This window comes from Actinokineospora cianjurensis, assembly GCF_003663795.1.
In the GTDB taxonomy this organism is placed as follows: domain Bacteria; phylum Actinomycetota; class Actinomycetes; order Mycobacteriales; family Pseudonocardiaceae; genus Actinokineospora; species Actinokineospora terrae.
This window is the reverse complement of sequence record NZ_RCDD01000001.1, coordinates 1,150,329-1,172,697: the sequence shown is the minus strand read 5'-3', so window position 1 is coordinate 1,172,697 and position 22,369 is coordinate 1,150,329. Positions and strand designations below refer to the sequence as shown.

26 protein-coding genes are annotated in these 22,369 nt (G+C 69.0%); 12 read left to right on the top strand and 14 right to left on the bottom strand.

Annotated features, from left to right (window positions below):
- Positions 1–15: 15 nt before the first annotated feature.
- The 3 genes from CLV68_RS05565 (at position 16) to CLV68_RS05555 (ending at position 2,974) form a co-directional block, all read left to right on the top strand.
- Entirely contained in the window at positions 16–747 is a 732-nt protein-coding gene (locus CLV68_RS05565) for a MerR family transcriptional regulator (RefSeq protein ID WP_121389460.1), read from the top strand.
- Positions 748–1,026: 279 nt separating this feature from the next.
- Complete coding sequence (purU, locus tag CLV68_RS05560) at positions 1,027–1,899, top strand: formyltetrahydrofolate deformylase (RefSeq protein WP_121390983.1); 873 nt, start codon at positions 1,027–1,029, stop codon at positions 1,897–1,899.
- A 247-nt stretch (positions 1,900–2,146) separates the two neighbouring features.
- Positions 2,147–2,974, top strand: a complete 828-nt coding sequence (locus CLV68_RS05555) for a GNAT family N-acetyltransferase (RefSeq protein WP_121389459.1) — start codon at positions 2,147–2,149, stop codon at positions 2,972–2,974.
- Here CLV68_RS05555 and CLV68_RS05550 read toward each other — a convergent pair.
- The gene (locus tag CLV68_RS05550) at positions 2,971–3,405 is read right to left on the bottom strand and encodes an SRPBCC family protein (RefSeq protein WP_121389458.1); all 435 of its coding nucleotides are present in this window, start codon (positions 3,403–3,405) and stop codon (positions 2,971–2,973) included. The genes CLV68_RS05555 and CLV68_RS05550 overlap by 4 nt on opposite strands.
- A gap of 43 nt (positions 3,406–3,448) precedes the next feature.
- On the opposite strand from CLV68_RS05550, the gene CLV68_RS05545 reads away from it, so the two are divergent.
- A complete protein-coding gene (locus CLV68_RS05545; RefSeq protein WP_121389457.1) occupies positions 3,449–4,570 on the top strand; it encodes an LOG family protein in 1,122 nt (373 codons plus the stop codon).
- Here the strand turns inward: CLV68_RS05545 and CLV68_RS05540 are convergent.
- The 6 genes from CLV68_RS05540 to CLV68_RS05515 all read right to left on the bottom strand — a co-directional run bounded on the left by CLV68_RS05540 (position 4,559) and on the right by CLV68_RS05515 (position 8,023).
- Positions 4,559–5,251 (bottom strand): response regulator, encoded by a 693-nt coding sequence (locus CLV68_RS05540; protein WP_245782543.1) that lies wholly within the window; start codon positions 5,249–5,251, stop codon positions 4,559–4,561. The two genes, CLV68_RS05545 and CLV68_RS05540, sit on opposite strands and share 12 nt — an antisense overlap.
- Positions 5,252–5,363: 112 nt before the next feature.
- Positions 5,364–5,903, bottom strand: coding sequence for a YbaK/EbsC family protein (locus CLV68_RS05535; protein ID WP_121389456.1), 540 nt, complete (start codon positions 5,901–5,903; stop codon positions 5,364–5,366).
- Positions 5,900–6,637: an alpha/beta fold hydrolase gene (locus CLV68_RS05530; protein ID WP_246009676.1), complete on the bottom strand. Its 738-nt coding sequence runs from the start codon at positions 6,635–6,637 to the stop codon at positions 5,900–5,902. The genes CLV68_RS05535 and CLV68_RS05530 overlap by 4 nt, the downstream gene beginning before the upstream one ends.
- Positions 6,631–6,924, bottom strand: coding sequence for a DUF2516 family protein (locus CLV68_RS05525; protein WP_121389455.1), 294 nt, complete (start codon positions 6,922–6,924; stop codon positions 6,631–6,633). Before CLV68_RS05525 ends, CLV68_RS05530 begins: the two co-directional genes overlap by 7 nt.
- 84 nt (positions 6,925–7,008) lie before the next feature.
- The gene (locus tag CLV68_RS05520; protein WP_121389454.1) at positions 7,009–7,617 is read right to left on the bottom strand and encodes a hypothetical protein; all 609 of its coding nucleotides are present in this window, start codon (positions 7,615–7,617) and stop codon (positions 7,009–7,011) included.
- Entirely contained in the window at positions 7,595–8,023 is a 429-nt protein-coding gene (locus CLV68_RS05515) for a helix-turn-helix domain-containing protein (RefSeq protein WP_092781301.1), read from the bottom strand. The genes CLV68_RS05520 and CLV68_RS05515 overlap by 23 nt, the downstream gene beginning before the upstream one ends.
- 134 nt (positions 8,024–8,157) lie before the next feature.
- Here CLV68_RS05515 and CLV68_RS05510 point away from each other — a divergent pair, with 134 nt between their 5' ends.
- Complete coding sequence (locus CLV68_RS05510; RefSeq protein WP_121389453.1) at positions 8,158–8,661, top strand: DinB family protein; 504 nt, start codon at positions 8,158–8,160, stop codon at positions 8,659–8,661.
- Here CLV68_RS05510 and CLV68_RS05505 read toward each other — a convergent pair.
- Positions 8,648–9,262 carry a P-loop nucleotide/nucleoside kinase family protein gene (locus CLV68_RS05505; protein WP_211346510.1) on the bottom strand — a complete coding sequence of 205 codons (615 nt, stop codon included), beginning with the start codon at positions 9,260–9,262 and terminating at the stop codon, positions 8,648–8,650. The two genes, CLV68_RS05510 and CLV68_RS05505, sit on opposite strands and share 14 nt — an antisense overlap.
- 14 nt (positions 9,263–9,276) lie before the next feature.
- Positions 9,277–9,660 carry a TFIIB-type zinc ribbon-containing protein gene (locus CLV68_RS05500; RefSeq protein ID WP_092781310.1) on the bottom strand — a complete coding sequence of 128 codons (384 nt, stop codon included), beginning with the start codon at positions 9,658–9,660 and terminating at the stop codon, positions 9,277–9,279.
- Positions 9,661–9,783: 123 nt separating this feature from the next.
- Here CLV68_RS05500 and CLV68_RS05495 point away from each other — a divergent pair, with 123 nt between their 5' ends.
- From CLV68_RS05495 to CLV68_RS05480, 4 genes are all read left to right on the top strand, one after another.
- Positions 9,784–10,551 carry a 3-hydroxybutyrate dehydrogenase gene (locus tag CLV68_RS05495; RefSeq protein WP_121389451.1) on the top strand — a complete coding sequence of 256 codons (768 nt, stop codon included), beginning with the start codon at positions 9,784–9,786 and terminating at the stop codon, positions 10,549–10,551.
- Between the two features lie 20 nt (positions 10,552–10,571).
- On the top strand, positions 10,572–11,888 hold the full coding sequence (locus CLV68_RS05490) for an MFS transporter (protein WP_121389450.1): 1,317 nt from the start codon (positions 10,572–10,574) through the stop codon (positions 11,886–11,888).
- A 72-nt stretch (positions 11,889–11,960) separates the two neighbouring features.
- Positions 11,961–13,829 carry a helix-turn-helix domain-containing protein gene (locus CLV68_RS05485; protein ID WP_121389449.1) on the top strand — a complete coding sequence of 623 codons (1,869 nt, stop codon included), beginning with the start codon at positions 11,961–11,963 and terminating at the stop codon, positions 13,827–13,829.
- Positions 13,830–13,879: 50 nt separating this feature from the next.
- Positions 13,880–14,572 (top strand): phytanoyl-CoA dioxygenase family protein, encoded by a 693-nt coding sequence (locus tag CLV68_RS05480; RefSeq protein ID WP_170224111.1) that lies wholly within the window; start codon positions 13,880–13,882, stop codon positions 14,570–14,572.
- 204 nt (positions 14,573–14,776) lie between these two features.
- On the opposite strand, the gene CLV68_RS05475 is transcribed toward CLV68_RS05480, so the two are convergent.
- From CLV68_RS05475 to CLV68_RS05460, 4 genes are read right to left on the bottom strand one after another with little or no spacing between them, the layout of a single operon-like run.
- Entirely contained in the window at positions 14,777–17,089 is a 2,313-nt protein-coding gene (locus tag CLV68_RS05475) for an FtsX-like permease family protein (protein ID WP_121389447.1), read from the bottom strand.
- 52 nt (positions 17,090–17,141) lie between these two features.
- Complete coding sequence (locus CLV68_RS05470) at positions 17,142–17,822, bottom strand: ABC transporter ATP-binding protein (protein ID WP_121389446.1); 681 nt, start codon at positions 17,820–17,822, stop codon at positions 17,142–17,144.
- Complete coding sequence (locus CLV68_RS05465) at positions 17,819–18,343, bottom strand: PadR family transcriptional regulator (RefSeq protein WP_092781333.1); 525 nt, start codon at positions 18,341–18,343, stop codon at positions 17,819–17,821. The genes CLV68_RS05470 and CLV68_RS05465 overlap by 4 nt, the downstream gene beginning before the upstream one ends.
- A gap of 48 nt (positions 18,344–18,391) precedes the next feature.
- Entirely contained in the window at positions 18,392–18,760 is a 369-nt protein-coding gene (locus CLV68_RS05460; protein ID WP_121389445.1) for a VOC family protein, read from the bottom strand.
- 87 nt (positions 18,761–18,847) lie between these two features.
- Between CLV68_RS05460 and CLV68_RS05455 the strand changes: the two genes are divergently transcribed.
- The gene (locus CLV68_RS05455; RefSeq protein ID WP_121389444.1) at positions 18,848–19,321 is read left to right on the top strand and encodes a CGNR zinc finger domain-containing protein; all 474 of its coding nucleotides are present in this window, start codon (positions 18,848–18,850) and stop codon (positions 19,319–19,321) included.
- Positions 19,322–19,390: 69 nt separating this feature from the next.
- Positions 19,391–19,633 carry a hypothetical protein gene (locus tag CLV68_RS05450; RefSeq protein ID WP_121389443.1) on the top strand — a complete coding sequence of 81 codons (243 nt, stop codon included), beginning with the start codon at positions 19,391–19,393 and terminating at the stop codon, positions 19,631–19,633.
- Positions 19,634–19,719: 86 nt separating this feature from the next.
- Here CLV68_RS05450 and CLV68_RS05445 read toward each other — a convergent pair whose 3' ends face one another.
- Positions 19,720–20,931 (bottom strand): DUF445 domain-containing protein, encoded by a 1,212-nt coding sequence (locus tag CLV68_RS05445; protein ID WP_121390981.1) that lies wholly within the window; start codon positions 20,929–20,931, stop codon positions 19,720–19,722.
- A gap of 86 nt (positions 20,932–21,017) precedes the next feature.
- Between CLV68_RS05445 and CLV68_RS05440 the strand changes: the two genes are divergently transcribed.
- Complete coding sequence (locus tag CLV68_RS05440) at positions 21,018–22,184, top strand: pyridoxal phosphate-dependent aminotransferase (RefSeq protein WP_121389442.1); 1,167 nt, start codon at positions 21,018–21,020, stop codon at positions 22,182–22,184.
- Positions 22,185–22,369 lie beyond the last annotated feature (185 nt).

The window sequence follows — 22,369 nt, the reverse complement described above, 5'->3', positions numbered from 1 at the left end:
GTAGGAGAGGTTCGGATGGCTTGGTCGACGGCACAGGTGGCCCGCATGTCGAAGGTGACGTCGCGGACACTGCGGCACTACGACGCGATCGGCCTGCTGCCGCCCGCGTGGGTGGGGGCCAATGGCTACCGCTACTACGAACAGGACCAACTGCTGCGGTTGCAGCAGATCCTCGTGCTGCGGGAGCTGGGGCTCGGGCTGGACGCGATCGCGGAGATCGTGCGCGACGGCCAGGACAGGGTGGCGGTGCTGCGCATGCACCACCGCTGGCTGCTCGCCGAGCGCGACCGGTTCGACCGGCTGGCCAGGACCGTCTCCAGGACCATCACCGATGTCGAGGAGGGAACGACGATGACGAAGACCGACCACTGGTTCGAGGGGTTCGACGCCGCCACCCAGGAGCAGTTGCAGCAGGAAGCCAGGGAGCGCTGGGGCTCCGCGGCGGTGGACGGCGGCGGCACCTGGCAGCAGGGCCACGGCGAGGAGTGGGCGGCCATGGTGACGGCACTGGTCGCGCACATCGACGCGGGTCGCACCCCGCAGGACGCGCAGGTGCAGACCACGATCGACGGCCACTACCGCTGGATCCAGGCGTTCTGGCAGCCCAACCGCGAGTCGTACCGGGGCCTGGCGGATGTCTATGCCGACGACCCCCGGTTCCGCGCGAACTTCGACAAGAGCGACCCCCGGCTCGCCGAGTTCCTGCGCGCGGCGATGACGGAGTACGCGGAGACCAGGCTGTCGTAGTCCCCCCGGGTGGCCGGTCGCACCACGCGACCGGCCACCCGCTCCGGCAACGAGAGCGCGCCACATCGCGATCGGCCACAACCGTTGACCAAAGCGGACCCTCCTGTCCGGACCGACCGCGAGAACCCTCGACCGGCACCACCGGACGACCCCCAGAACCACTCGAACGACGAGACACCACAGCCGGTACCCGCATGACCACGCGGCAGCCGCCCACGCCCGCAGGCGGGATCGAACGGGGTGGACTGCCAAGTGGACAGCAGCTGCGAGGATTGGCCCGTGCCGTCGAACGAGCGTCGTTATGTGATCAGGTTGGGATGTCCGGACCGGACCGGCATCGTCGCGCGGATCTCCGGGTTCCTGGCCGATGCCGGGGGGTGGATCGTCGAGGCGGCCTACCACACCGACCCGGCGACGAACTGGTTCTTCACCAGGCAGGAGGTGCGGGCCGAGTCGATCGACTTCGGGATCGACGAGCTGCGCGAGCGGTTCGCCGCGGTGGCGGGCGAGCTGAGCCCGGCCGCGGACTGGAGCGTGATCGACACCGGGGTGCGCCGCCGGGTGGTGATCCTGGTGTCGAAGGAGGGGCACTGCCTCTACGACCTGCTCGGCCGGGTGCACAGCGGGGAGTTGGACGTCGACGTGCGCGCGGTCGTCGGCAACCACCCCGACCTGGCCCCGATCACCCGCGCGCACGGCATCCCGTTCCACCACGTGCCCTTCCCCGCCGACCCCGACGGCAAGGCGGCCGCCTTCGCCGAGCTGCGCGAACTGGTGGACGCGCACACCCCGGACGCGATCGTGCTGGCCCGGTTCATGCAGGTGGTGCCCGCGCAGCTGTGCGCGGACTGGGCCGGGCGCGCGCTCAACATCCACCACAGCTTCCTGCCCTCGTTCATCGGCGCGCGGCCCTACCACCAGGCGCACAAGCGCGGGGTCAAGCTGATCGGCGCCACCTGCCACTACGTGACCGCCGATCTGGACCAGGGTCCGATCATCGAGCAGAACGTGATCCGGGTCGGCCACGCGGACTCGGTGGCGGACATGGTCCGCAAGGGGCGCGACATCGAGAAGGTCGTGCTGGCACGCGGCCTGCGGGCGCACCTGGAGGGCAGGATCCTGCTGCACGGCAACAAGACCGTGGTGTTCTGAGCGGGATCGGCTCCGGTCGGTGCCGCGAACGTGGTGTCGCACAACGTCTTCCTCGGTGAGTCGGATTGGCTTCCGATCTCCAAGGTAAGCCCGGCGGCGGGGCGGCGTCATTGACACGATGGCGTGGGGACAACTCGGGGTAGCCGTTTGACGAACTGGGACTTTCCGGGTATGCACGCTAATTCGGTTGCCGCACAAGGCAAACACGCGGCACGATTCTCGTGTGACCACTGGGGAGGTTGGCACCATGAGAGTACGAACGCTGTCCACTACCGACCTCGGACCCTGCCTCGCGCTGGCAGCGGACCGGGAGTGGCCCTACGAGGACCGCAAGTGGGAGTACCTGCTCGATGTCGGGCAGGGCTACGGGATCGTCGACCAGCGCGGGGGCCTGGTCGCGTCCACGATCCTGACCACTTCCGGCGATCTGGCGGCCATCAGCATGGTGCTGGTGGCCGCCCAACACGCCCGACAGGGCCTGGGTACCCGCCTGGTCAGCCACGCGCTGGCCGAGGCGGGCGAGTCGACCGTGCACCTACACGCGACGCCACTGGGGCGCCCGCTCTATGAGCGCCTCGGTTTCCGTTCACTGGCCGAGGTAGACGCGTACACGGGCACGTTCGAAGCGGACCTGAGTGACTGCACGAGGGTGGCCGACCAGGGGGACCTGGCGGCCATCCTGGCTCTCGACACGGTGGTCTTCGGCGCGGACCGGTCCAATGTCCTGTCCGGACTGTTCACGTTCGCCGACGAGGTACGCGTGATAGAGCGCGGCGGCCAACTAGTCGGCTACGCGGCACGTTGGCGCCCAGGCAGCGAGATGGGAACCACCATCGTTGGACCTGTCATCGCCGTTAATCCTGTCGACGCCCGCACGCTCATCACGGACCTAGCGGTAGGCGCGGACGGTCAGGTGAGGGTCGACATCGACGACAAGCACCCAGAACTGGGGAGTTGGCTGTCCGAGCGAGGTCTCGCACCGGCCTTCCACGGCGACCTGATGACCCTTGGCGGTCGCCCGCTCCCGGGCGACCGCCAAGGCGTTCACGCGCCGTTCATGCAGGCGTTGGGCTAGAGCGCGGCGGCGAGGTTCGCCAGCAGTTCGTCGTGCACGCGCTTGAGTCCGGCAGGCGCGAAGAGGCGCTCGAAGAACCCTCCGACGCCGTTGGCACCTTCCCAGGTAGTGGCGATGCGCACCGTCGAAGTGGTGGCGTTGCCGTCGACGGTCCACGTCGTCACCAGAGTGGAGTTCCGGTCCGCTTCCACCAGGGCGCCCGAGGTCAACTCACTGACCTCCAGCAGGCAGTCACGGACCCTCTTGCTCGTGGCCTGGAACCGCCAGTGCACAACAGTGCCCGCGCCGACCCCGCCAGAGCGGACCTCGTACTCGCTGTAGTGCTGCGTGAGGATCCGCGGCCGGGTCTCCCGGTAGTCGGCCACAGCGGCGCGCACGCGGTCCACAGGCGCGGCGATCGTCCGTTCGGCAAGCGCCTGGACCTGGTTCATCATTCTCCATACGTCGGCAACCGGGCATGCTTAGGCTACCGGCGTGCGCATCGAGATCGCCGAATTGCCAAGCCTGCGTAAGCATCGCGAGAACGGCTTGGACCTACGTAGGACCGTCCTGGTCGGGCTAGACCTGACAGATCCGGACGACGACTCACTGCTGAGGACGTCCCTCGACGGCGCCCTGTTCCTAGGCTGCACTCTCCGCCCAGAGACCCAACGGCGTGCCCACGCCGCCGGCGCTCTCCTCTTCCCGGCTGTACCCGGGTTGCCGTACGAGGTGTACCGCTCGCGTCTCTACACCCCCGATGAGCTGTTCGAGGGGTTCGACGCAAGCCGACCGGAGTCCTACGCGATCACCCCTGACGCCCGGATCTACCAGCACACCCAGGAGCAGGGGCACCCGCCGGACCCGCTGCACGCGTTGGCCGAACGGCTGCACGACCACGGCATCAGCGAGGCACTCGACGAGGTACTCACCGGGATGCCGGTCGCCGTCATGGGTGGCCACGCGCTGACCCGTGACTCTGAGGGCTACCGAGGGGCGGTAGAGCTAGGCGTGCAGTTGGGCCAAGCCGGGTTCACGGTGTTGACCGGCGGCGGCCCTGGTGCGATGGAGGCCGTACCGCTCGGCGTTCGGCTCGCCGACAAGTCCGGTGTGGATGACGCCCTGGCGGTGTTGGCGTCGGCGCCGAGGTTCGCCAGCGGCCGGTCGGTCGACCCTGCGGAGATCGGCAGGTGGCTGGCCGCGGGCCTGGCCGTGGACCTGCCGACCGGAGACCGCCCGAGAACCATTGGGATCCCGACCTGGTTCTACGGGCACGAGCCGCCGAACCCCTTCTGCGAGTTGCACGCGAAGTACTTCGAGAACTCGGTACGCGAAGAGGGCCTGTTGACCGTGGCCACCGGCGGCATCATCTACACGCCGGGCAGCGCGGGCACCGTCCAGGAGGTGTTCCAGGACTACACCCAGAACCACTACGGCTCGGTGGGGCCCGCTGCGCCCATGGTGTTCCTGGGCGAGCGGTTCTGGACCGAGGAGGTCCCGGCCGCGCCGTTAGTGCGCAAACTGGCCAAGGGGCGTCCCGCGGAGCAGTGGATCCTGGTCACCGATGACGCCGCCGAGGCTGTTGCGTTCCTCAACTCCTACGGCTCAGTCGAGTAGCCCCGCTCGCTGTGCGAGTACGGCCGCGGTGACCCGGTTAGCGCAACCGGTGGCCGCGAGGATCTCCGAGACGTAGCCCCTCACGGTGGAGTCGGACAGGCGCAGTTCCTCGGCGATCTCGCCGTTGCTGCGCCCCATCCCCACCAGGCGGAGCACGTCGCGCAGCCGGGCGGAGAGCCGGGTGACCTCGGCCGCGGCACCGATGCGGTCGAGGTGGTGGCTGGCCAGGTGCCCCATGAGGTCGTTGGTCAACGTCGGGTCGAGGACAGCGCCACCGTTGGCCGCCACGCGAACGGCGCGGATCAGCTCGGCAGGCTCGATGTGCTTGAGCAGAAAACCTTTTGCGCCAAGCCGCAGCGCGGTGGCGACCGCCTGGTCCGCGTGGAAGGTCGTGAGGACCACGACCGCGGGCACTCTCGGCTGTCTCCTGAGCTCGCGCAGCGCGTCCAGCCCGTCCATCCTGGGCATGCGCAGGTCGAGCAGCAGCACGTCCAGCTCGGTGGTCCGCACCAGTTCCAGCGCGTCGGCGCCGTCAGCCCCCTCGGCGACGACCGCGACGTCCGCGGCAGCGCCCAGGATCTTGGACACGAAGGCGCGTGCCATCGGCTCGTCGTCGACGATCCCCACCCGGATCACCGCTCGCTCGATGACTGTCCCGTCGATCTCGGTCTGCGTAGTCACGTGATAGCCCCTCTCCTGCTCACGGGGCGTATGCAAGCACACTGAAAGCGTGGTGGAACAGGGAATGTGGCGTCATCCCGACGATCGTCGGGGCCAACGCCCCTCGTTCGGTCTACCGGGCGAGGTCTTCGACCACCTCGGCGCCGGGTAGCGCGGCCAGCAAATCCCCTGGCACGAGCAACTTGCTGCCCCGGATACCGCTACCGATCACGACTTCAGGAGCGGCGGCAACGGCAGCGTCTACGTACAGCGGCCACTCTTGTGGCAGACCGACCGGGGTGATGCCGCCGTAGGCCATTCCGCTCTGCTCGACCGCGAGGTCCATCGGCGCGAATGAGGCTTTGCGGACGTTCAGGCGCCTGCGCAGCACACCGTTGACATCAGCCCGCGTGGTCGCGAGCACCAGGCACGCGGCGAGCCGCTCCTCGGCACCACGCTTGCCGAGCACGATCACGCAGTTGGCCGAGGCACTCAGCGGTGAGCCGTAGTGCTCGCAGAACGCCGCGGTGTCGGCGAGTTCCGGATCGATCTCGGCCACCCCGACGCGGTCGACGTCGAGCGCGGCTAGAGCCTTGACCACGGGGTCTGCGAGCAACTCGGGGTGATCCGCGGCAGGGAGAACGGTGAGGGTTCCGGCGATGGTCCAGTTCACCCGGCAGAGCGTACGCCGAGGAAGTCGACCAACAATGCGCGCAACTCCCGCCGATGGGTGACCATTGGCGCGGCCGAATCGAACTGGACGAGGGTCGCCTTCGGGAACGCGGCCACGGCCTCCCGCGCTGTCTCAGCGGGATGCAATAGGTCACCAGTTGCGGCAACAACAAGTATCTCGGCGGTGACGTGCATTAGAGCCGACGGATCAGGTACCGGGATTTGTGTTGCGACGGCATCTAGAGCAGGGCCCAATCGGAGAAGCGCGTCTGTGCGGTCATCGACGTAGTCATCCAAGCCGTCTGGTGCGTCGGCCGCGACAAGAGCTCGCAAGCTAGCCCTGTCTGCGTTGAGGGCCGCCGTGGACATCTCCAACACGTGCTCTGCGGATGCTGACGGTCGCGGCTTGGTAAGAGCGGCGGGCAGGATCAACACAAGACGGTCAAGCGCGTCAGGTGAGCGAGAGACGAGGTTGCTGAGTGCGCCCGCCCCCAACGAGACGCCTACGGCCTGCCTGGCCCCATCTAGCGCCCCGGCGACGTCATCGGCGATCGTCGGGTAGCGCCAGTAATCGCCGGGCGCGTCGGCGGCGTCAGCGTGCGACGGAAGGGTCAACACGATCCGGGTGCCCGGTATGCCTGACGCCGGGATGCGGGCCTCACCAGCGGTGGCACCCAGCCCTGGGACTACGACCGTGCGCGGATCTCCCGAGCCGTAGGCCCGGGCAATCACCACCGTTGGCCGCGCTGCACCTCGATCAGCTTCGGGCGCACGTCGACGATGTACACGAGCGCGGCCACAAGACCGGCGGTCCACAGGATCCAGCCGGTGCTCGCGAAGCTGAACAGCAGCAGAGCGGCGGTGGCCCCCGCGGTGATGCCGACCCACGCGGGCTTGGTGAGGCGCTCGGCGGCGGAGTAGGCATCCGGCCGCTGCATCAGCGCGTGGATGAACGCGAAGGCCGCGACGGGCACGGCGGCCCAGTCGATGACCTTCAGGATCCAGTACGCGGTCTCCGGCACCCTGTCAGCCTACGTGCGATCCGCCCGAATCCACCACAAGACCCCACGCGCTCACCCGGGGGAGGCGCGCGGGGTCCAGGCGGGTCACTTCGTGGTCGGCTTGGTGGCGGGCTTGCGCACGGCGGGCTTGCCAGCGGGGGCGGTGCGGTTGGCGACCCGGCGGGTGGCGCTGCGGGCCTCCTCGGCCACCTCGTCGCCCGCGTCGAGCACGGCCTCGGCGACCTCGGCGGCGACGGTCTCGGCCGTCTCGGCGGCCTTCTCGCCCGCCTCACGGGTCTTGCCGGTCACCTTGGCCAGCACGTCCTCGGCCAGGGTCCTGGCGTCGCCCGCGGCAACACCGACCCGGACCTGCGCGGCCTCGATGGCCTCCTCCAGCTTCTTGACCTGCGGCTGCGCGCGCAGCTTGTCCAGCGCACCCTCACCGTGCTCGGCCAGGCCCTGGTAGAGCCGGAACGCGGCGGCGGTGTACTCCTCGACGAGCTTGCGCAGCTCAGCCGGGTCGAACTTGCCGCGCAACTCGTTCGGGGTGGCCTCGGCACGCGCCTTGGCCTTGTTCACGGCTTCCACGACCGCCCTGGCGGCAAGGTCACCTGCGCCGAGCGCGGCTAGAAGCGGGGTACGGGCCTGCTCGATCGCGGTGTTCACCGCGTGCGTACCGGCCTTGCGGACGTCATCGGTCTTGGGCAGCGTCATCGTCACTCCTCTGGTGGCCTTCCACAGTGGACTTGGCGGCAGCGTTCTCGCGGCGGAAGGACTCGTAGACGTCCAACAGCACCTGCTTCTGCCGCTCGGTCAGGTCACGGTCGGCGCGGACAGCGTCGGTGACCGGACCCCCGGCCGGGAGGTCGAGGATCCCGGCCTGCACGTACAGCGCCTCGGCGGAGATCCGCAGCCCCTTGGCGATCTGCTGCAGGATCTCGGCGCTCGGCTTGCGCAGGCCCCGTTCGATCTGGCTGAGGTAGGGGTTGGAGACCCCGGCCAACCGCGCCAGTTGGCGCAGCGAGATCTCGGCGTTGTTGCGTTGCTGCTTGATGTACTCGCCGATCCCGCGGCCGAGGTCGGCGACCTTGTCGATCGCACTGGCCTCGTTGTCGTCCACCGGGTACCGCCTCCTCGTGCCACGACCGACGGTACGCCCGAGTGCTAGCAACTGCAAGCGCACTGATTGCGCAGGTCAGTGCGGTCGATCACAGCGGCTGAAGCGCGGTCCCGGCGGAAGGGGAGGCTGGTGGCATGACCGAACGGATCAGTCCGCCGTTGACCGGCGGCGAGCGGGAGACCCTGCGCGCGTTCCTCGACTTCCACCGCGCGACGCTGGCGATGAAGTGCGACGGCGTCTCGGCGGAGGACATGCGCCGCCGCGCTTCGCCACCGTCGGAACTGACCTTGCTGGGGCTGGTGCGCCACATGGCCGAGGTCGAGCGGACCTGGTTCAGAAGAGTCATCAACGGCGAAGACCTGCCGCTTGTGTGGTCGGACAGCGGTGACTACCAGCAGGCGTTCGCTCTAGAGGGTGCCACGGTCAGTGAGGCGGTGGCCGTCTGGGAGCAGGAGGTGGCGCACTCGCGCGACATCGAGCAGGCAGCGCTATCGCTGGATGTGACCGGCTACTTCCCACGGTGGGAGTCAGACGTGTCGCTGAGGTTGGTGATGCTGCACCTCATCCACGAGTACGCGCGGCACAACGGGCACGCCGACTTCTTGCGAGAGGCGATCGACGGCACTACCGGGCCTTGAGGAGGTCCAGGATCCAGTCGGCCACAGCCTTGGTGGTCTCTTGTACCGCGGCAGAGGTGGTGTCCAGCAGCCGCATCGGCGGTTCGGTGACCGTCGTCTTGATCCAGGAGTTGAACGCGAGCATGTCTGAGATCCGCTGCTCATCGGCCCACCCACGCCAGGCAGGGCGGGCTCGCAGCCTCTTGGCCAACACGTCGTCTTCGGCTACCAGCGCGAGGTAGTGGATATCGGCGAAGAGGACACGTTCAGGACGGTGCTCGAACTGAGGCGGGGCGACGGTGCCGCACAGGACGGTCGGACGGCCGTTCTGGTTGATCATGGCCGCCATCCGCAGCCAGGTCTGCCGGAACGCGCCGTAGTCGTCCTCCGGGTCGCGCAAGGCGCCGATCCACAGCACGTCCTGCTCCACCACGACGGCGTGGTCGCCCAAGAGCGCGCCAAGACCACGGCAGACGGTGGACTTACCCGTGCCGCTCGGTCCGGTCAGGGCGAACATCGGGAGCCGCGCGAACGGCTCCCGATGTCCGCAGAACCCGCAGACCAGCACATCGCCGTCGACCCGAGGTGCGTCGGCCCACTCTCCGCAGGCCGCGCAGATCATCGGGTTCAACGGGATCAGTCGAAGAGGTCTTCGAGGAAGCTCTTACGGCGCTTCTTGTGGCCGTAATGACCACCGTGGCTGCCGTGGTGGCCGTATCCGGGGGGCGAGTCGCGGTACCCGGGGGGCGAGTCGCGGTGACCGTGCGCGTAGCCCTGGGGCGGGTACGGCGCGGCCACAGGTGGGTACCCGGCGGGCGCGGGCGGATATGCGGCAGGCGGCGGCGCGCCCTGGTACGGCGGAGGTGGTGCCGCCGCTGTGTAGTGGCGCTGCTCAGCTGCGGCAATCTGCTCGAGCTCACCACGGTCGAGGAAGATCCCCCGACACCCATCGCACTGGTCGATGTGCACGCCGAGGCGGTCGACGGTGCGCATCACGTTTTGGCACTTCGGACAAATCACTAGGTCAGACTACGCAGTTACTGGTGCGCATGTCGGCATAGCCGTGATCAACACCCACTCGTGCCAGGTTGTAGGCCCCGTGCACATGGCCCGCCGAGCTCGCACTACCTAGCGTCATCTGCCATGAAGAGTGGTCCGGATCACAACGGCGACCTGCGGGGTCGCACCGCGCTCGTGACCGGCGGCGCGAGCGGGATCGGCCGCGCGTGTGTGCGCGTTCTGGCCTCGGCAGGCGCCAAGGTGCACGTCGTCGACCGCGCGGGACCCGCCGCCGAGGAACTCGCCGCCGAGGTGGGTGGGATGGCGCACGTCGTCGACCTCGCGGACCCGACCTTCGTCGACGCGCTGCCCACCGACATCGATGTCCTGGTCAACAACGCCGGACTGCAGCACGTGGCGCCGCTGCACGAGTTCCCGCCGGAACGGTTCGACACGATCCAGCGGGTGATGGTCACGGCGCCGTTCCTGCTCGTCCGGCGCCTGGTTCCGCACATGTACGCGGGCGAGTGGGGCCGGATCGTGAACATCTCCAGCGTCCACGGACTACGCGCAAGCGCCTACAAGGCCGCGTACGTCACCGCCAAGCACGCGTTAGAGGGCCTGTCGAAGGTCGCAGCAATCGAGGGGGCGCCACATGGGGTCACGAGCAACTGCGTCAGTCCGGGCTACGTGCGTACGCCCCTGGTAACCGACCAGATCGAGGCGCAGTCCCGTGCGCATGGGGTCGGAGCGGACGAAGTGGTCGAACAAGTGCTCTTGGACCGGTCGCCGATCAAGCGACTGGTCGAGCCCGAGGACGTAGCCGCCACCGTGTTGTGGCTATGCGGTCCCCACACAGCCAACGTCACCGGCAGCTCTATCCCGGTCGACGGCGGATGGACAGCCAACTAGTCGGATCGGAGCGAGTCGCCATGTCCAAACCGTTCGTGCGGATCGTCGGAGCGAGCCTGATCGGGACCACGATCGAGTGGTACGACTTCTTCCTCTACACCTCTGCCGCCGCTCTTGTGTTCAACAAGCTGTTCTTCCCGACGGCAGACCCGCTCACCGGGACCCTGCTGGCGTTCTTGACCTATGCCATCGGGTTCATCGCACGGCCGATCGGCGGGCTCGTCTTCGGCCACTACGGCGACAGAGTGGGCCGCAAGCGTTTGCTCGTGTTGAGCCTCTTACTCATGGGCGGCTCGACCTTCGCGATGGGCCTCCTACCCACCTATGCGGCTATAGGCGTGGGTGCGCCGTTGTTGCTCACGGCTCTACGACTGGTCCAAGGGTTCGCGCTCGGCGGCGAGTGGGGCGGCGCCGTGCTGATCGTGTCCGAGCACGGCTCACCCGAGCGGCGGGGGTTCTGGGCGTCGTGGCCTCAGTGCGGGGCCCCGGGCGGGAACCTGCTGGCCACCGGTGTACTCGCCCTGTTGGCAGCCGTGCAGTCAGACGCCACCTTCCTTGCATGGGGGTGGCGGGTCCCGTTCCTGCTGTCCGGCGTTCTTGTCCTCATCGGGCTGTGGATCAGGTTGTCCGTCACCGAGTCGCCGGTCTTCCTGGCCGCGCAGGCCAAGGCCGCCGAACGTGCAGAGCCGCACGTGCCGGTGGTGGAGGTCTTCCGCAACAGTTGGCAGCGGGTGCTGGTGACTATCGGCGCGCGCATGGCGGAAAACGTGTCTTACTACATCATCACGGCGTTCATCCTGGTCTATGTGACGACCGGACTGGGCATGGCCAAGACTGTCGGTCTCAACGCGGTGATGATCGGGTCCGCGATCCACTTCATCAGCATTCCGCTCTGGGGAGCATTGTCCGACCGACTGGGGCGCCGACCGGTTTACCTGTTCGGCGCCGTGGCGATGGCCGTGTGGGCGTTCGTGTTCTTCGCACTCCTGAACACCCGCTCTCCGGGCCTCATCATCGTGGCGGCCGCGGTAGGTCTAACGCTGCACGGAGCGATGTACGGACCGCAGGCGGCGTTCTTCTCCGAGCAGTTCCCCACGCGAGTGCGGTACACGGGCCTGTCTGTAGGTGGCCAACTGTCTTCGATCGCTGCGGGCGCGGTAGCACCGCTCATCGCCACGGCGCTGTTCCAGCACTACGGCAGCACGCTGCCGGTGTCGCTCTACCTGGTCGGGATGTGCGCGATCACGATCATCGCGATCCTGGCCGCACGGGAGACCCGGGGCCGCTCGCTCGCCGAGCCCGAGACCGTCGACAGCCCGGTACCCGCGGGCAGGTGAGCCCGGTTCGGGACCGGCCGCGACCCGGTCGGTCCCGAACCGTCCACGCGTTCGGCGGGAATCGGTGCGACCATGACCCCCGTGAGGGCACACGACGCCGTGCGCGACCTACTCGGCCTGCTCGCCGCCGGGGCGAGCGGGGAGCAGTTGGCGCAGGTCGCGGTGGCCGCGCGGGCCTCCGGTATGCCCGCCGACGAGCTCACCGCGGTCGACCGCGCGGCAGAGCACGCGCTGAAGGTCAGGCAGACCCTTGCCGCGCACCGGAGGCGCGAGGCAGAGCTGACGGCGCTCTTCGACACCGCCAGCGATCTTGCGCGACTACGTGACACGGACGCGGTACTGCGGTCGATAGTGCGACGCGCCCGGACGCTGCTACGGGTGAACGTCTCATACCTCACGCTCAACGACGAGCACGCGGGCCGGACCTACATGCGGGTCACGGATGGGTCGGCGTCCGCACTGTTCCAGCAGGTCACCCTCGGTATGGGTGAAGGTCTGGGCGGCCTGGTAGCGCAGACGGCCAGGCCCTACGCCACTCGCGACTACTTCGCCGACGCCCGCTTTCGCCATACGACTCCCATCGACTCGTCGGTGCACGACGAGGGTCTTGCCGCCATCCTCGGTGTACCCCTCGCCGTGGGCGGCAAGGTCATCGGCGTCCTGTTCGCCGCAGACCGCTCGGCTAGGGACTTCTCCCCCGACGAGGTCGCGCTCTTGTCCTCCCTCGCGAACCACGCGGCCATCGCGATCGAGAACGCCGGGCTGCTCGACGAGACCCGACTGGCGCTGGCCGACCTGAACGTCGCCAACGCCACGATCAGCAGCCACAACGAAGCCATGCGGCGCGCCGAGGAAGCCCACGACCGGCTGACCGACCTCATCCTCCGTGGTGGTGACCTGCCGGAAGTCGCCGCGGCGGTGGCCGACGTGCTCCACGGCGGTATCGCTGTCTTCGACGCGACCGGAACCGAGTTGGCTCGCGTGGGGAATAGCCACGCATCGGCAACTGAAGATGCCGTCACCCGCGCTAGAGGTTCTGGGCGCGCTGTGTCCACAAAAGATGGTTGGGTCTGTGCGGTGCAGGCAGGGCAAGAGCTTCTCGGCAGCCTCATATTGACTGATCGGCCTGACCTGGCAGACGCGGATCGGAGACTTTTCGAGCGCGCGGGCGTCGTCACGGCTCTCCTGTTGATGCTGCGCCGGTCTGTCGCGCAGGCCGAGGACGAGGTGCGTGGCGAGCTTCTGACGGATCTGCTCACCTCGCCCGATCGCAATCCGGCCGCGCTCCTGGCGCGTGGACAACGTCTGGGCGTGGACCTAGCCGAGGAATACGCGGTTCTTGTCGTCACTGCGGAACAGGTATCGCGACGCCGACTTCTCACTGCCGCTGGACGTTTCGCCGTGCTGGTGGGTGTGCACGCAGACCAGGTAGTCCTACTTGCGCGCTCAGAGGATCCAAGCGGTCTAGCGGCAAGGATCGCCGAGTCACTTAGTTCCACTATGGACTCACCTGTGACTGTCGGCGCTGCCGGACCGGTCTCTGGCGTGGAAGGCTTGGTCGCAGCTCACGCAGAGGCCGTGCGCTGCGTGCGGTCACTGCTAGCACTTGGGCGTACCGGCTCGGGTGGCACGATGTCCGATCTAGGCTTCGTCGGCCTTCTGCTCGGCGAGGCAGATCTAGAGGCTTACGTTCACAGCACACTCGGCCCAGTGCTGGAGTACGACGACCGGCGCGGTACCGAACTGTTGCGCACCCTGGAGGCGTACTTCACGGCGGGAGCCAACCTGACACGGGCCAAAGAGCTGCTGCACGTGCACGTGAATACGGTCGTGCAACGGCTTGAGCGGATCGGCTCCCTGCTCGGCGCGGACTGGCAGACCCCGCAACGAGCACTGGAGATCCAGCTCGCACTCCGGTTGTTCCGACTTACTTCCGCGTAGCCAAGCGATTTCGGTGGCGGGCACGCCACGGCTGGGTTACATCTGGAGACGTGTACGAGGTCCTCGACGAACTGGGCGTCCGCGCGGACTTGCTCGCGCCGCAACAACTGAGCGAACTCGACGAGCTGGGCTACTGCCGGTTCGACAACTTCCTCGTCCCGGCGCAGATCAGCGCCGCGCTGGGCACGATCGAGCCGCTGGCACCCGGCACCGGCACGCTCCGGCTCACCGACCTGCTCGAGACGGGGCCGGTGTTCGACCCGTTGTGGCTGCGGCCGAACCTGCTCGCCGCGGTCCGCCACCTGCTCGGACCGGAGTTCCGGATCAGCGCCATGACCTACCGGGCCGGTCGCCCGGACCACGGCCAGGTCCGGCCGGGCGACGCGGCCGACCGCGTGGGACCGGTCCGCTGGCGGGTCTGCACGGCCATCGTCGCCCTGGTCGACTTCACCAGGGAGAACGGCGCGACGCGCGTGGTCCCCGGATCACACCTCGACTACGGCTTCGTCCCGCCGCCTGCGCACGAGGACCACCCCGACCAGACCCTGCTGGTCGGCCAGGCGGGCACGGCGTGGCTGGTCAACTCGCACCTCTGGCACTCGAGCACGGTGAACCGCTCTTCCTCGGCGCGCCACGCGGTCTTCACCGGATTCGGCCGCCGCTGCGGGACCTCCGGGTTCGACCCGAGGCCGGCCGACTCCGCCATCGAACGCCTCGGAAGTGCCGCCTACCTGCTGATGTAGCCCCCCTGTGGACAGTTTCTCACCCGGTCTTGCGTTCTCTGCGACGGTATGCATCCCAACGGAAGACGCAGGAGGAACACCATGCCCGGGCTGCTCAGGCGACTGGTCACCACCGTCCGCCGTGCCATCGCGGCGGCACGTGCGCCGAGAGGTCCGCGTGGCAGGGGCCGACCCCCAGTGGCAGTCCCTGCCACGCGGACCGGCTCACTCGGTCCGCAGCGAGTCCAACCTGGTGGCGTTGCGCAGGAACGGGAGGGTGAGCAGCGAGACGAGGAGCACGAGACCGGCACCGGCACCCGCCATCATCACGGCGCTGGCCCAGTCGACGACCAGCGGACCCTGCATGATCAGCATCGTCTCCACCGACAGCACGATGCCGAGCAGGACCGCGATCAGCACGCCGAGCGCGATCGGGATGGCGATCTGCCAGAGCAGGGACCTGGCCAGCACCCCGGTCGGCACCCCGCTCGCGGCGAGCACGGCCAAGGGGCGCTTGCGTTCCCGGATGTGCTCGACGGCCAGCACGAGCAGGCTCAACCCGGCGAGCAGCAGGGTGAACACCGCCCCGATCAGCAGGCCCCGGCGGATGCTCAGGAACGTGTCCTGCTCACGGGTGAGGGACGCGCGGTCCGTGGTCGTGATCCGCGTGTGCCAACCCAACGGGGCCAGCGCCATGCGCAGCCGGTCCCCGGTGTCGGGCTTCGACCGGTCCAGGTTCAGGACGTAGGTGGCGGCGACCTTGATCGCGGGCAGCTGGGGGATCGCCCCCGGCGTCACCAGGACCATGCCCGGGATCCGGTTCTCCCACTGGCCGCGTTCGGCGAGCCGTTGAACGCCCTGCGGGACCACCCACCCGCCCGCGGGCTGGAGGTCACCGAACTCGCGGTCTCCGCTGGGGAGGTAGATGGTGGTTTGCCTGCCCGCGGGGAAGGCGATCAGGTTGATGTCGTGCTCGACGTAGACCTTCCCGTCGACGCAGTCGGTGATGAGGCGGTTGAGCGTGGCCAGCTCGCAGTTCATCACCTCGGCGAGCATCACGTCCTGGCCCGCGCGCATCTCCACCGACCGGGTCAGGCTCCACGCGTTCACGCCGGGGACGGTGTCCAGCGTGCGTTCGGTCTCGGCCATGGTGGACCGCGTGGCGTACACGGTGGCGGAGGCGTAGCTGGAGTCGTTGTACTGGATGCTGATCGCGAGCCCCTCGGCCATCGAGGCGAAGGTCGCCTGCAACGCGATGGCGCCCGCGAGCACGACCGCGACCCCGCTGACGACCCGCGACGACGTGCCGCTGTCGAGCTGGAGCCTGCGCACCGCCAACTGCCAGGACGTCGGACCGCCCCGGATGCGGCCCACCACGTGCTCGACGACCCACGGCAGCAGCGCGGGAACACCGAGCAGGACCAGCGCGACGCCGATGGCGATGCTGATCGCCCACATGTCGTCGCCCCTGCCGACGCCGTAGACCGTCCTGTTGTTGCCGTGGAAGTTCAGGATCGCCACGCCGAGGGCGACCACGGCGAAGCGCCAGGCCAACCGCCGCTTGGTCGGCTTGCTGTAGCGGACGACGCCCAGCGGCTCGATGATCGTCCGCCGCAAGGCGAACTGGGCGGCGAAGACGGCCATCAGCGGCGCGATGAGCACCACCAGCGCTGCCATCCACGGCACCGGCACGATGTCGCGCGGGTAGACGCTGGCGCGGTACAGGGTGACGCTGTCGGCCAGCTGCCGCCCGACGAGGAACAGGCTGGTGCCGAGCACCAGGCCGGACAGCGAACTGACCAGCGACTCGGCGGCGGCGATCCGGCGGATCTGCCGGTTGTCGCAGCCGACCAACCGCAGCGCCGAGAGCCTGCGGTCGCGGTCGACACCGGCGATCCGGGTGCTGGAGACCAGGAAGATGAACACCGGGATGAGCACGGCGAGGGCGCCGAGCAGCAACAGCAGCAGGGCGTCGGGGTCGAGGCTCCTGGTCTCGTAGAGCGGCGTACCGAACGAGTAGGCAGGCTCGGTCCTGGTCGCGGTGTCGATCCGCAGGTCGGAGCTCCCGACGTAGGCGACCGATTCCCTCGGGTCCCGGATCGTGGCCGGGTCGATGACGCCGATGACCCGTTCGCTGAAGCGCTCCCGCAGCAGCGGGTCGGCCAGGAGCGCGGCGAATGCCTTCGACACGTACATCTCGCCGGGTTCCGGCAGGCGGGGGATCCCAGCGGGCACCGGGGAGGTGTCGCCGGTGCCGCGCAGGTAGATCACGTCGAGGGCCTGGCCCTGGAAGGCGGACGTCGTGCCCAGCCGCAAGGTCGGCTTCACCCCGACGACGGCGTCCGTGTTGGGTGTGTTGACCAGTTCCCTGGCGGCCCTGGCCTCCAGGATCGGCCCGACCGAGGAGGCGAGCAGCAGCACCGCCACCGCCAACCCGATCCCGATGGTGCTGAGCACGAACCGCGCCAGCGAGGTCCGGCCACCCGAGATGGCCAGCCGGACACCGATGCGGAAGTCGTTCACCCAGGCGCGTACCACGTCACTCCCTCGCCAGGCACCGGGTTCTGCCGCCGGTGCTCCCCGTCCCGACCTAGTGGGCTAACGCGACCTGGCGCGTCTTGCCGTCGCGGACGACGACCTCGCGGTCGGAGTAGGCGGCCACCCTGGCCTCGTGCGTCACCAGCACGATCGAGGCGCCCGTGTCGCGCGCGGTGTCCACCAGCAGCCGGATCACCTGCTCGCCGTTGAACGAGTCCAGTGCGCCGGTCGGTTCGTCGGCGAAGATCACCTTCGGGCCGGTCACCAGCGCCCTGGCGACCGCGACCCGCTGACCCTGACCACCCGAGATCTCGCCCGGCCGCTTGCCGGTCAGGTGACCCACCTCGATCCGGTCCATCCACTCCCGCGCCGTGGCCTCCGCGTCCTTGCGCCGCGCGCCACCGAGCCGGAGCGGGAGGGCGACGTTCTCCAGGCAGGACAACTCGGGGACCAACTGGCCGAACTGGAAGACGAAGCCGAAGTCGGTGCGCCGCAACGCGCTCCGCTCCTTGTCGGTCATCCCGGCGAGGTCGCGCCCACGGAAGGAGACGGTGCCCTTGTCCGGTGCCACGATGCCCGCGAGGCAGTGCAGCAGCGTGGACTTGCCGGAGCCGGACGGGCCGAGGATCGCGACGATCTCGTTCTCGTGCACCAGCATCGAGGCGCCCTCGAGCGCGCCGGTGGGGCCGAACGACTTGATCAGGTCTGTTCCGCTGAGCAGGACCTCGCTCACCCGGCCACCTGCTTCGCCAGGTCGGACAGCCGGGCCGCGGTCAGCTCCAGCCAGCGCAGGTCCGCCTCGAGGTGGAACAGCGCGTGGTCGCAGATCAGCTGGTCGGTGAGGTCACCGTCGCGCTTGCGGGCGGTCAGCTCGCGCATGGCGGTGAGGTGCGCCGACCGCTGCGTGTCGAGGACCTCCTCGGCGTCGCGGTCGGACATCAGCGCGAGCACCACCTTGGTGTAGAGCGCGCTCTGCAGGTAGATCTGCGGGCTCTCCGGGGTCACGAGCCACTCCGAGACGTCGGTGACCCCGGCGTCGGTGATCGCATACCGCTTGCGTTCAGGTCCCCCACCTGCCTCAACCCCGCTCTCCTCGACGAGTCCGTTGCGCAGCAACCGCGACAGCGTCGAGTAGACCTGGCCGTAGGCCAACGGCCGGTCGTGCCCGAAGCGCTCGTCGTAGACGCGCTTGAGGTCGTACCCGTGCCGAGGGCCGGTCTCCAGCAGGCCGAGCAACGCGTGTCCGATTGACATGGGAGCGACTGTACCGCACGTGTATACACTCAAAGAATAGCCGGACTGCTAGCTCCTGAGCAGGCAGAACGGGTGGCCTGCGGGGTCCGCGTAGACCCAGAACGATGTGCTCGACTGGTCCAGCACCGCGGCCCCGAGCGCGACGGTGCGGTCGTGTCCCGCCTGGAGGTCGTCGACCTGCAGGTCCAGGTGCAGCATCTGCTGGCGCTCCGGGTGCGGCCAGGTGGGCGGTTGGTAGTCGTCGATCCGCTGGAAGTCGAGCCTGCCGCCCGTGCCCTCGATGGTGGACCAGGAGTTGTCCTCGGCGGGTTTGGCGTCCCTCGGCCAGTCGAGCAGGTCGGCGTAGAAGCCGGACAGCGCGATCGGGTCCGCGCAGTCGAGCACGACGGCGAAGAACCGGGGAATGGCGGTCGACATGGATCCTCCAGGGACGGCGCAACCAGCGAGGCGAGTATGTGAGTCGACCCCGGCCGGAGCAACCGGTATTCGACTTACAGTGGTGTCGTGAGTAGTGCTGAGGACAGCAGCGCGGCCGATGCGGCGCTGGTCCTCGACTTCCTGAACACCGTCGACTTCGACCTGCACACCGACGTGCTGGACGACCCCGCTGGCTGGCAGGGGTGGCTCGCCACCCGCGCCCTCGCCGACGACCAGCACGCCCGCGCCACCCGGGACGGCATCCGCGCCGCGATCGGTTGCCGCGCCGCACCACCCGCACCACCGGCGACCGTCCACATCCAACTGGTCGCCGGGATCCCCACCCTGGTCGCCTGCACGGCCACCGGCGCGGTGCTGGCAGCCGCCACCCGGCTGGCCGTGCTGGGCGAGTGGGACCGGGTGAAGATCTGCCCAGCAGACGACTGCCGCTGGGCCTTCTTCGACCGGTCCCGCAACCGCTCGCGCACCTGGTGCTCGATGCGCGTCTGCGGCAACCGGGAGAAGGCCCGCACCTGGCGCGAGCGCGCGAAACTCGCCTGAACACACCCAGGACCGATCCCGCTCGGGGCGACTGGCGTCGTCACCACCCGCCCCGCGCGGAATCAACCCATGCGGGTGCCGATCCCGCGGGTCGCGAACGTCGACGAGACCGTGCGGGTGTCCGGCGCGCTCTCGGCCCCGCCGCCCGCCCCGACCGGGCCGACGCACGCGGCGGTCGAGGACATCGCCGCGCTCGACCTGGAGGAGACGGTCAAGGTCCCGTCGGCCACACGCCGACGATCCGCCCAATCGGGCGCGGCGCCCCCGTCGCCGCCCAGCAGCCCGCCGCGCGGCTCGTGCGGGTGTGGCTGACCGGGATCGCCCAGGTCGGGGGCGGTGGGACGGCGACCGGTAGGTCCGCGTCCACCGTCCGATTCGGTCGGCCTGGGTGGCGCGGGCTAACCGCCGATGAGCTGGGCCACGGCGTAGATCAGCACACCGGCCAGTGCGCCGACGACGGTGCCGTTGATGCGGATGAACTGCAGGTCGCGGCCGACCTGGAGCTCGACCTTGTGCGCGGTCTCGTCGGCGTCCCAGCGCTGGACGGTGTCGGTGATCAGGGTGGTGATCTCGTCGCGGTAGTTGAGGACGATGTAGGCGGCGGCGCCTTCCAGCCAGCTGTCGGCCTTGGTGCGCAGGGCGTCGTCGGTGGCCAGCTTGGTGCCCAGGGAGACCAGGCCGGAGCGGACCCGGGTCCGCAGTTCGCTCGACGGGTCCTCGGCGGCGTCGAGGAGCATCTTCTTGGCGGTGGACCAGGTGGAGCCGATGAGGTTCTGCACCTGGGGGTGGTCGAGGACCTGGTGCTTGACCGCCTCGGCGCGGGCCATGGCCTTGGGGTCGTGCTGCAGGTCGCCTGCGAACTCGCGCAGGAAGGTGTCCAGGGAGAGCCGCATCGGGTGGTTGACGTCGGTCTTCACCGCCCAGGCGAAGTTCAGCACCTCCCCGTAGACCTTGTCGGCGACCATCGAGTCGAAGAACTTCGGCGACCACGACGGCGCCCGGTCGGACACCACGTTCATGACCTGGTCGTGGTTGTCCTTGACCCAGTCGTAGGCGCGGTCGCACATCAGGTCGACCAACTTGTGGTGCGACCCGTCGGCGAAGGCCCCCTCCAGCAGCTTGCCCAGCGGCGGCCCCCACGGCACGCCCACGATGCGGGACACGACGGCCTGCTCGACCACGGCCTGCACGTCCTCGTCCCGCAGCACGGTGACGGCCCCGCGCATCACGGTCGCCAGTTCCGAGGTGATCCGGTCGGCGTTGTCCGGTCTGGCCAGCCACTCCCCGAACCGGGCCGCGACCCCGATCCTGCGCAACCGCTCGCGCACGACCTGTTCGGACAGGAAGTTGGTGCCGACGAACTCACCCAGGCTGTCGCCGAGCGCGTCCTTGCGGGTCGGGATGATCGCGGTGTGCGGGATCGGCAGGCCGAGCGGCCTGCGGAACAGCGCGGTGACGGCGAACCAGTCCGCCAACGCGCCGACCATCCCCGCCTCCCCCGCCGCCTTCAGGTAGCCCACCCAGCCGGGCGCGCCCGCCGCCTGCCAGAAGGTCGCGACCAAGAAGATGGCCGTCGCCGCGCCGAGGAAGGCGAGGGCGACGAGCTTCATCCGACGCAGCGCGAGCCGCTTCTCCGCCTCACCGGGGACCGGTGCCAGTTGCTCCACACCCCCATTCTCCGTGAGGATTGCCTACCGTGCCCCGAACCAGCCTCGTGCCCCGCCTGCAGCCGTTCACCTCGACGATCTTCGCGGAGATGACCGCGTTGGCCGTGCGCGCGGGCGCGGTCAACCTCGGGCAGGGCTTCCCGGACACCGACGGCCCCGCGGGCATGCTGGCCGCGGCCCAGGAGGCCATCGCCACCGGGATCAACCAGTACCCGCCCGGCCCCGGCCGCCCGGAGCTGCGCGCGGCCATCGCCGAGCAGCGCGCCCGGTACGGCACCCACTTCGACCCGGACACCGAGATCCTGGTCACGGTCGGCGCCACCGAGGCCATCGCGGCGACCCTGCTCGCCCTGATCGACAGCGGCGACGAGGTGATCCTGTTCGAGCCCTACTACGACTCGTACGCGGCCTCGGTCGCCCTCGCGGGTGGGCAGCGCCGGGTCGTCCCGCTCGTCGAGGAGCCGTCCGGCCGGTTCGGCCTCGACGTGGACGCCCTGCGCGCCGCCGTCACCCCCAGGACCAAGGCGATCCTGGTCAACACCCCGCACAACCCGACCGGCACGGTGCTGACCCGCGCCGAGCTGACCGCGGTCGCGCAGGTGTGCCAGGAGCACGACCTGCTCGCGATCACCGACGAGGTGTACGAGGACCTGCTGTTCGACGACCGCGAGCACGTCCCACTGGGGTCGCTGCCCGGGATGGCCGAGCGGACCCTGACGATCTCCAGTGCGGGCAAGAGCTTCAACTGCACCGGCTGGAAGATCGGGTGGGTGTGCGGCCCCGCCGAGTTGGTGGCGGCGGTGCGCGCGGCCAAGCAGTTCCTCACCTTCGTCGGAGGTGCGCCGTTCCAGCCCGCGGTGGCCCACGCCCTGCGGTCGGAGTCGGCCTGGGTCGCCGACCTGCGGGCGTCGCTGGCGGACAAGCGCACCCGGCTCTCGGCCGGTCTCGCCGAAGCGGGCTTCGGCGTGCGCGCCGCCGAAGGCACCTACTTCGTGTGCGCAGACGTCCGCCCGCTCGGGTTCACCGATGGTCTGGAGTTCTGCCGCGCCTTGCCCGACAAGATCGGCGTCGCCGCCGTGCCGGTGCAGGTGTTCACCGACAACCCGGACCGTTGGCGCCACATCGTCCGGTTCGCCTTCTGCAAGCGCGACGAGGTGCTCGACGAGGCGATCTCCCGATTGCACCTTCTTCGTTGACAGGGCATCACCTTTCCTTTCTGCCGCTGATACCAGGAAGCCATGGAACGGCCAGTACGTCATCACTCGATGGGGTGGGGATCGCTTTTTCCTGAGGCCGGAGAGAATCTTCGGGCGCACGATTAATCACAGGTAGCGCTAACCATCACGGTTAGCGCTACCTGCGCGTTTCACACCTTCGAGGG

Bases quoted from the DNA above. Each gene is read 5' to 3' on its own strand.
- CLV68_RS05565 (WP_121389460.1), top strand. From the start codon at position 16: ATGGCTTGGTCGACGGCACAGGTGGCCCGCATGTCGAAGGTGACGTCG.
- CLV68_RS05450 (WP_121389443.1), top strand. From the start codon at position 19,391: ATGCGGGTGCCGATCCCGCGGGTCGCGAACGTCGACGAGACCGTGCGG.
- CLV68_RS05485 (WP_121389449.1), top strand. From the start codon at position 11,961: ATGACCCCCGTGAGGGCACACGACGCCGTGCGCGACCTACTCGGCCTG.
- CLV68_RS05520 (WP_121389454.1), bottom strand. From the start codon at position 7,617: ATGACGCTGCCCAAGACCGATGACGTCCGCAAGGCCGGTACGCACGCG.
- CLV68_RS05550 (WP_121389458.1), bottom strand. From the start codon at position 3,405: ATGAACCAGGTCCAGGCGCTTGCCGAACGGACGATCGCCGCGCCTGTG.
- CLV68_RS05445 (WP_121390981.1), bottom strand. From the start codon at position 20,931: ATGAAGCTCGTCGCCCTCGCCTTCCTCGGCGCGGCGACGGCCATCTTC.
- CLV68_RS05465 (WP_092781333.1), bottom strand. From the start codon at position 18,343: ATGTCAATCGGACACGCGTTGCTCGGCCTGCTGGAGACCGGCCCTCGG.
- CLV68_RS05510 (WP_121389453.1), top strand. From the start codon at position 8,158: ATGACCGAACGGATCAGTCCGCCGTTGACCGGCGGCGAGCGGGAGACC.
- CLV68_RS05495 (WP_121389451.1), top strand. From the start codon at position 9,784: ATGAAGAGTGGTCCGGATCACAACGGCGACCTGCGGGGTCGCACCGCG.
- CLV68_RS05505 (WP_211346510.1), bottom strand. From the start codon at position 9,262: ATGATCTGCGCGGCCTGCGGAGAGTGGGCCGACGCACCTCGGGTCGAC.
- CLV68_RS05460 (WP_121389445.1), bottom strand. From the start codon at position 18,760: ATGTCGACCGCCATTCCCCGGTTCTTCGCCGTCGTGCTCGACTGCGCG.
- CLV68_RS05490 (WP_121389450.1), top strand. From the start codon at position 10,572: ATGTCCAAACCGTTCGTGCGGATCGTCGGAGCGAGCCTGATCGGGACC.
- CLV68_RS05555 (WP_121389459.1), top strand. From the start codon at position 2,147: ATGAGAGTACGAACGCTGTCCACTACCGACCTCGGACCCTGCCTCGCG.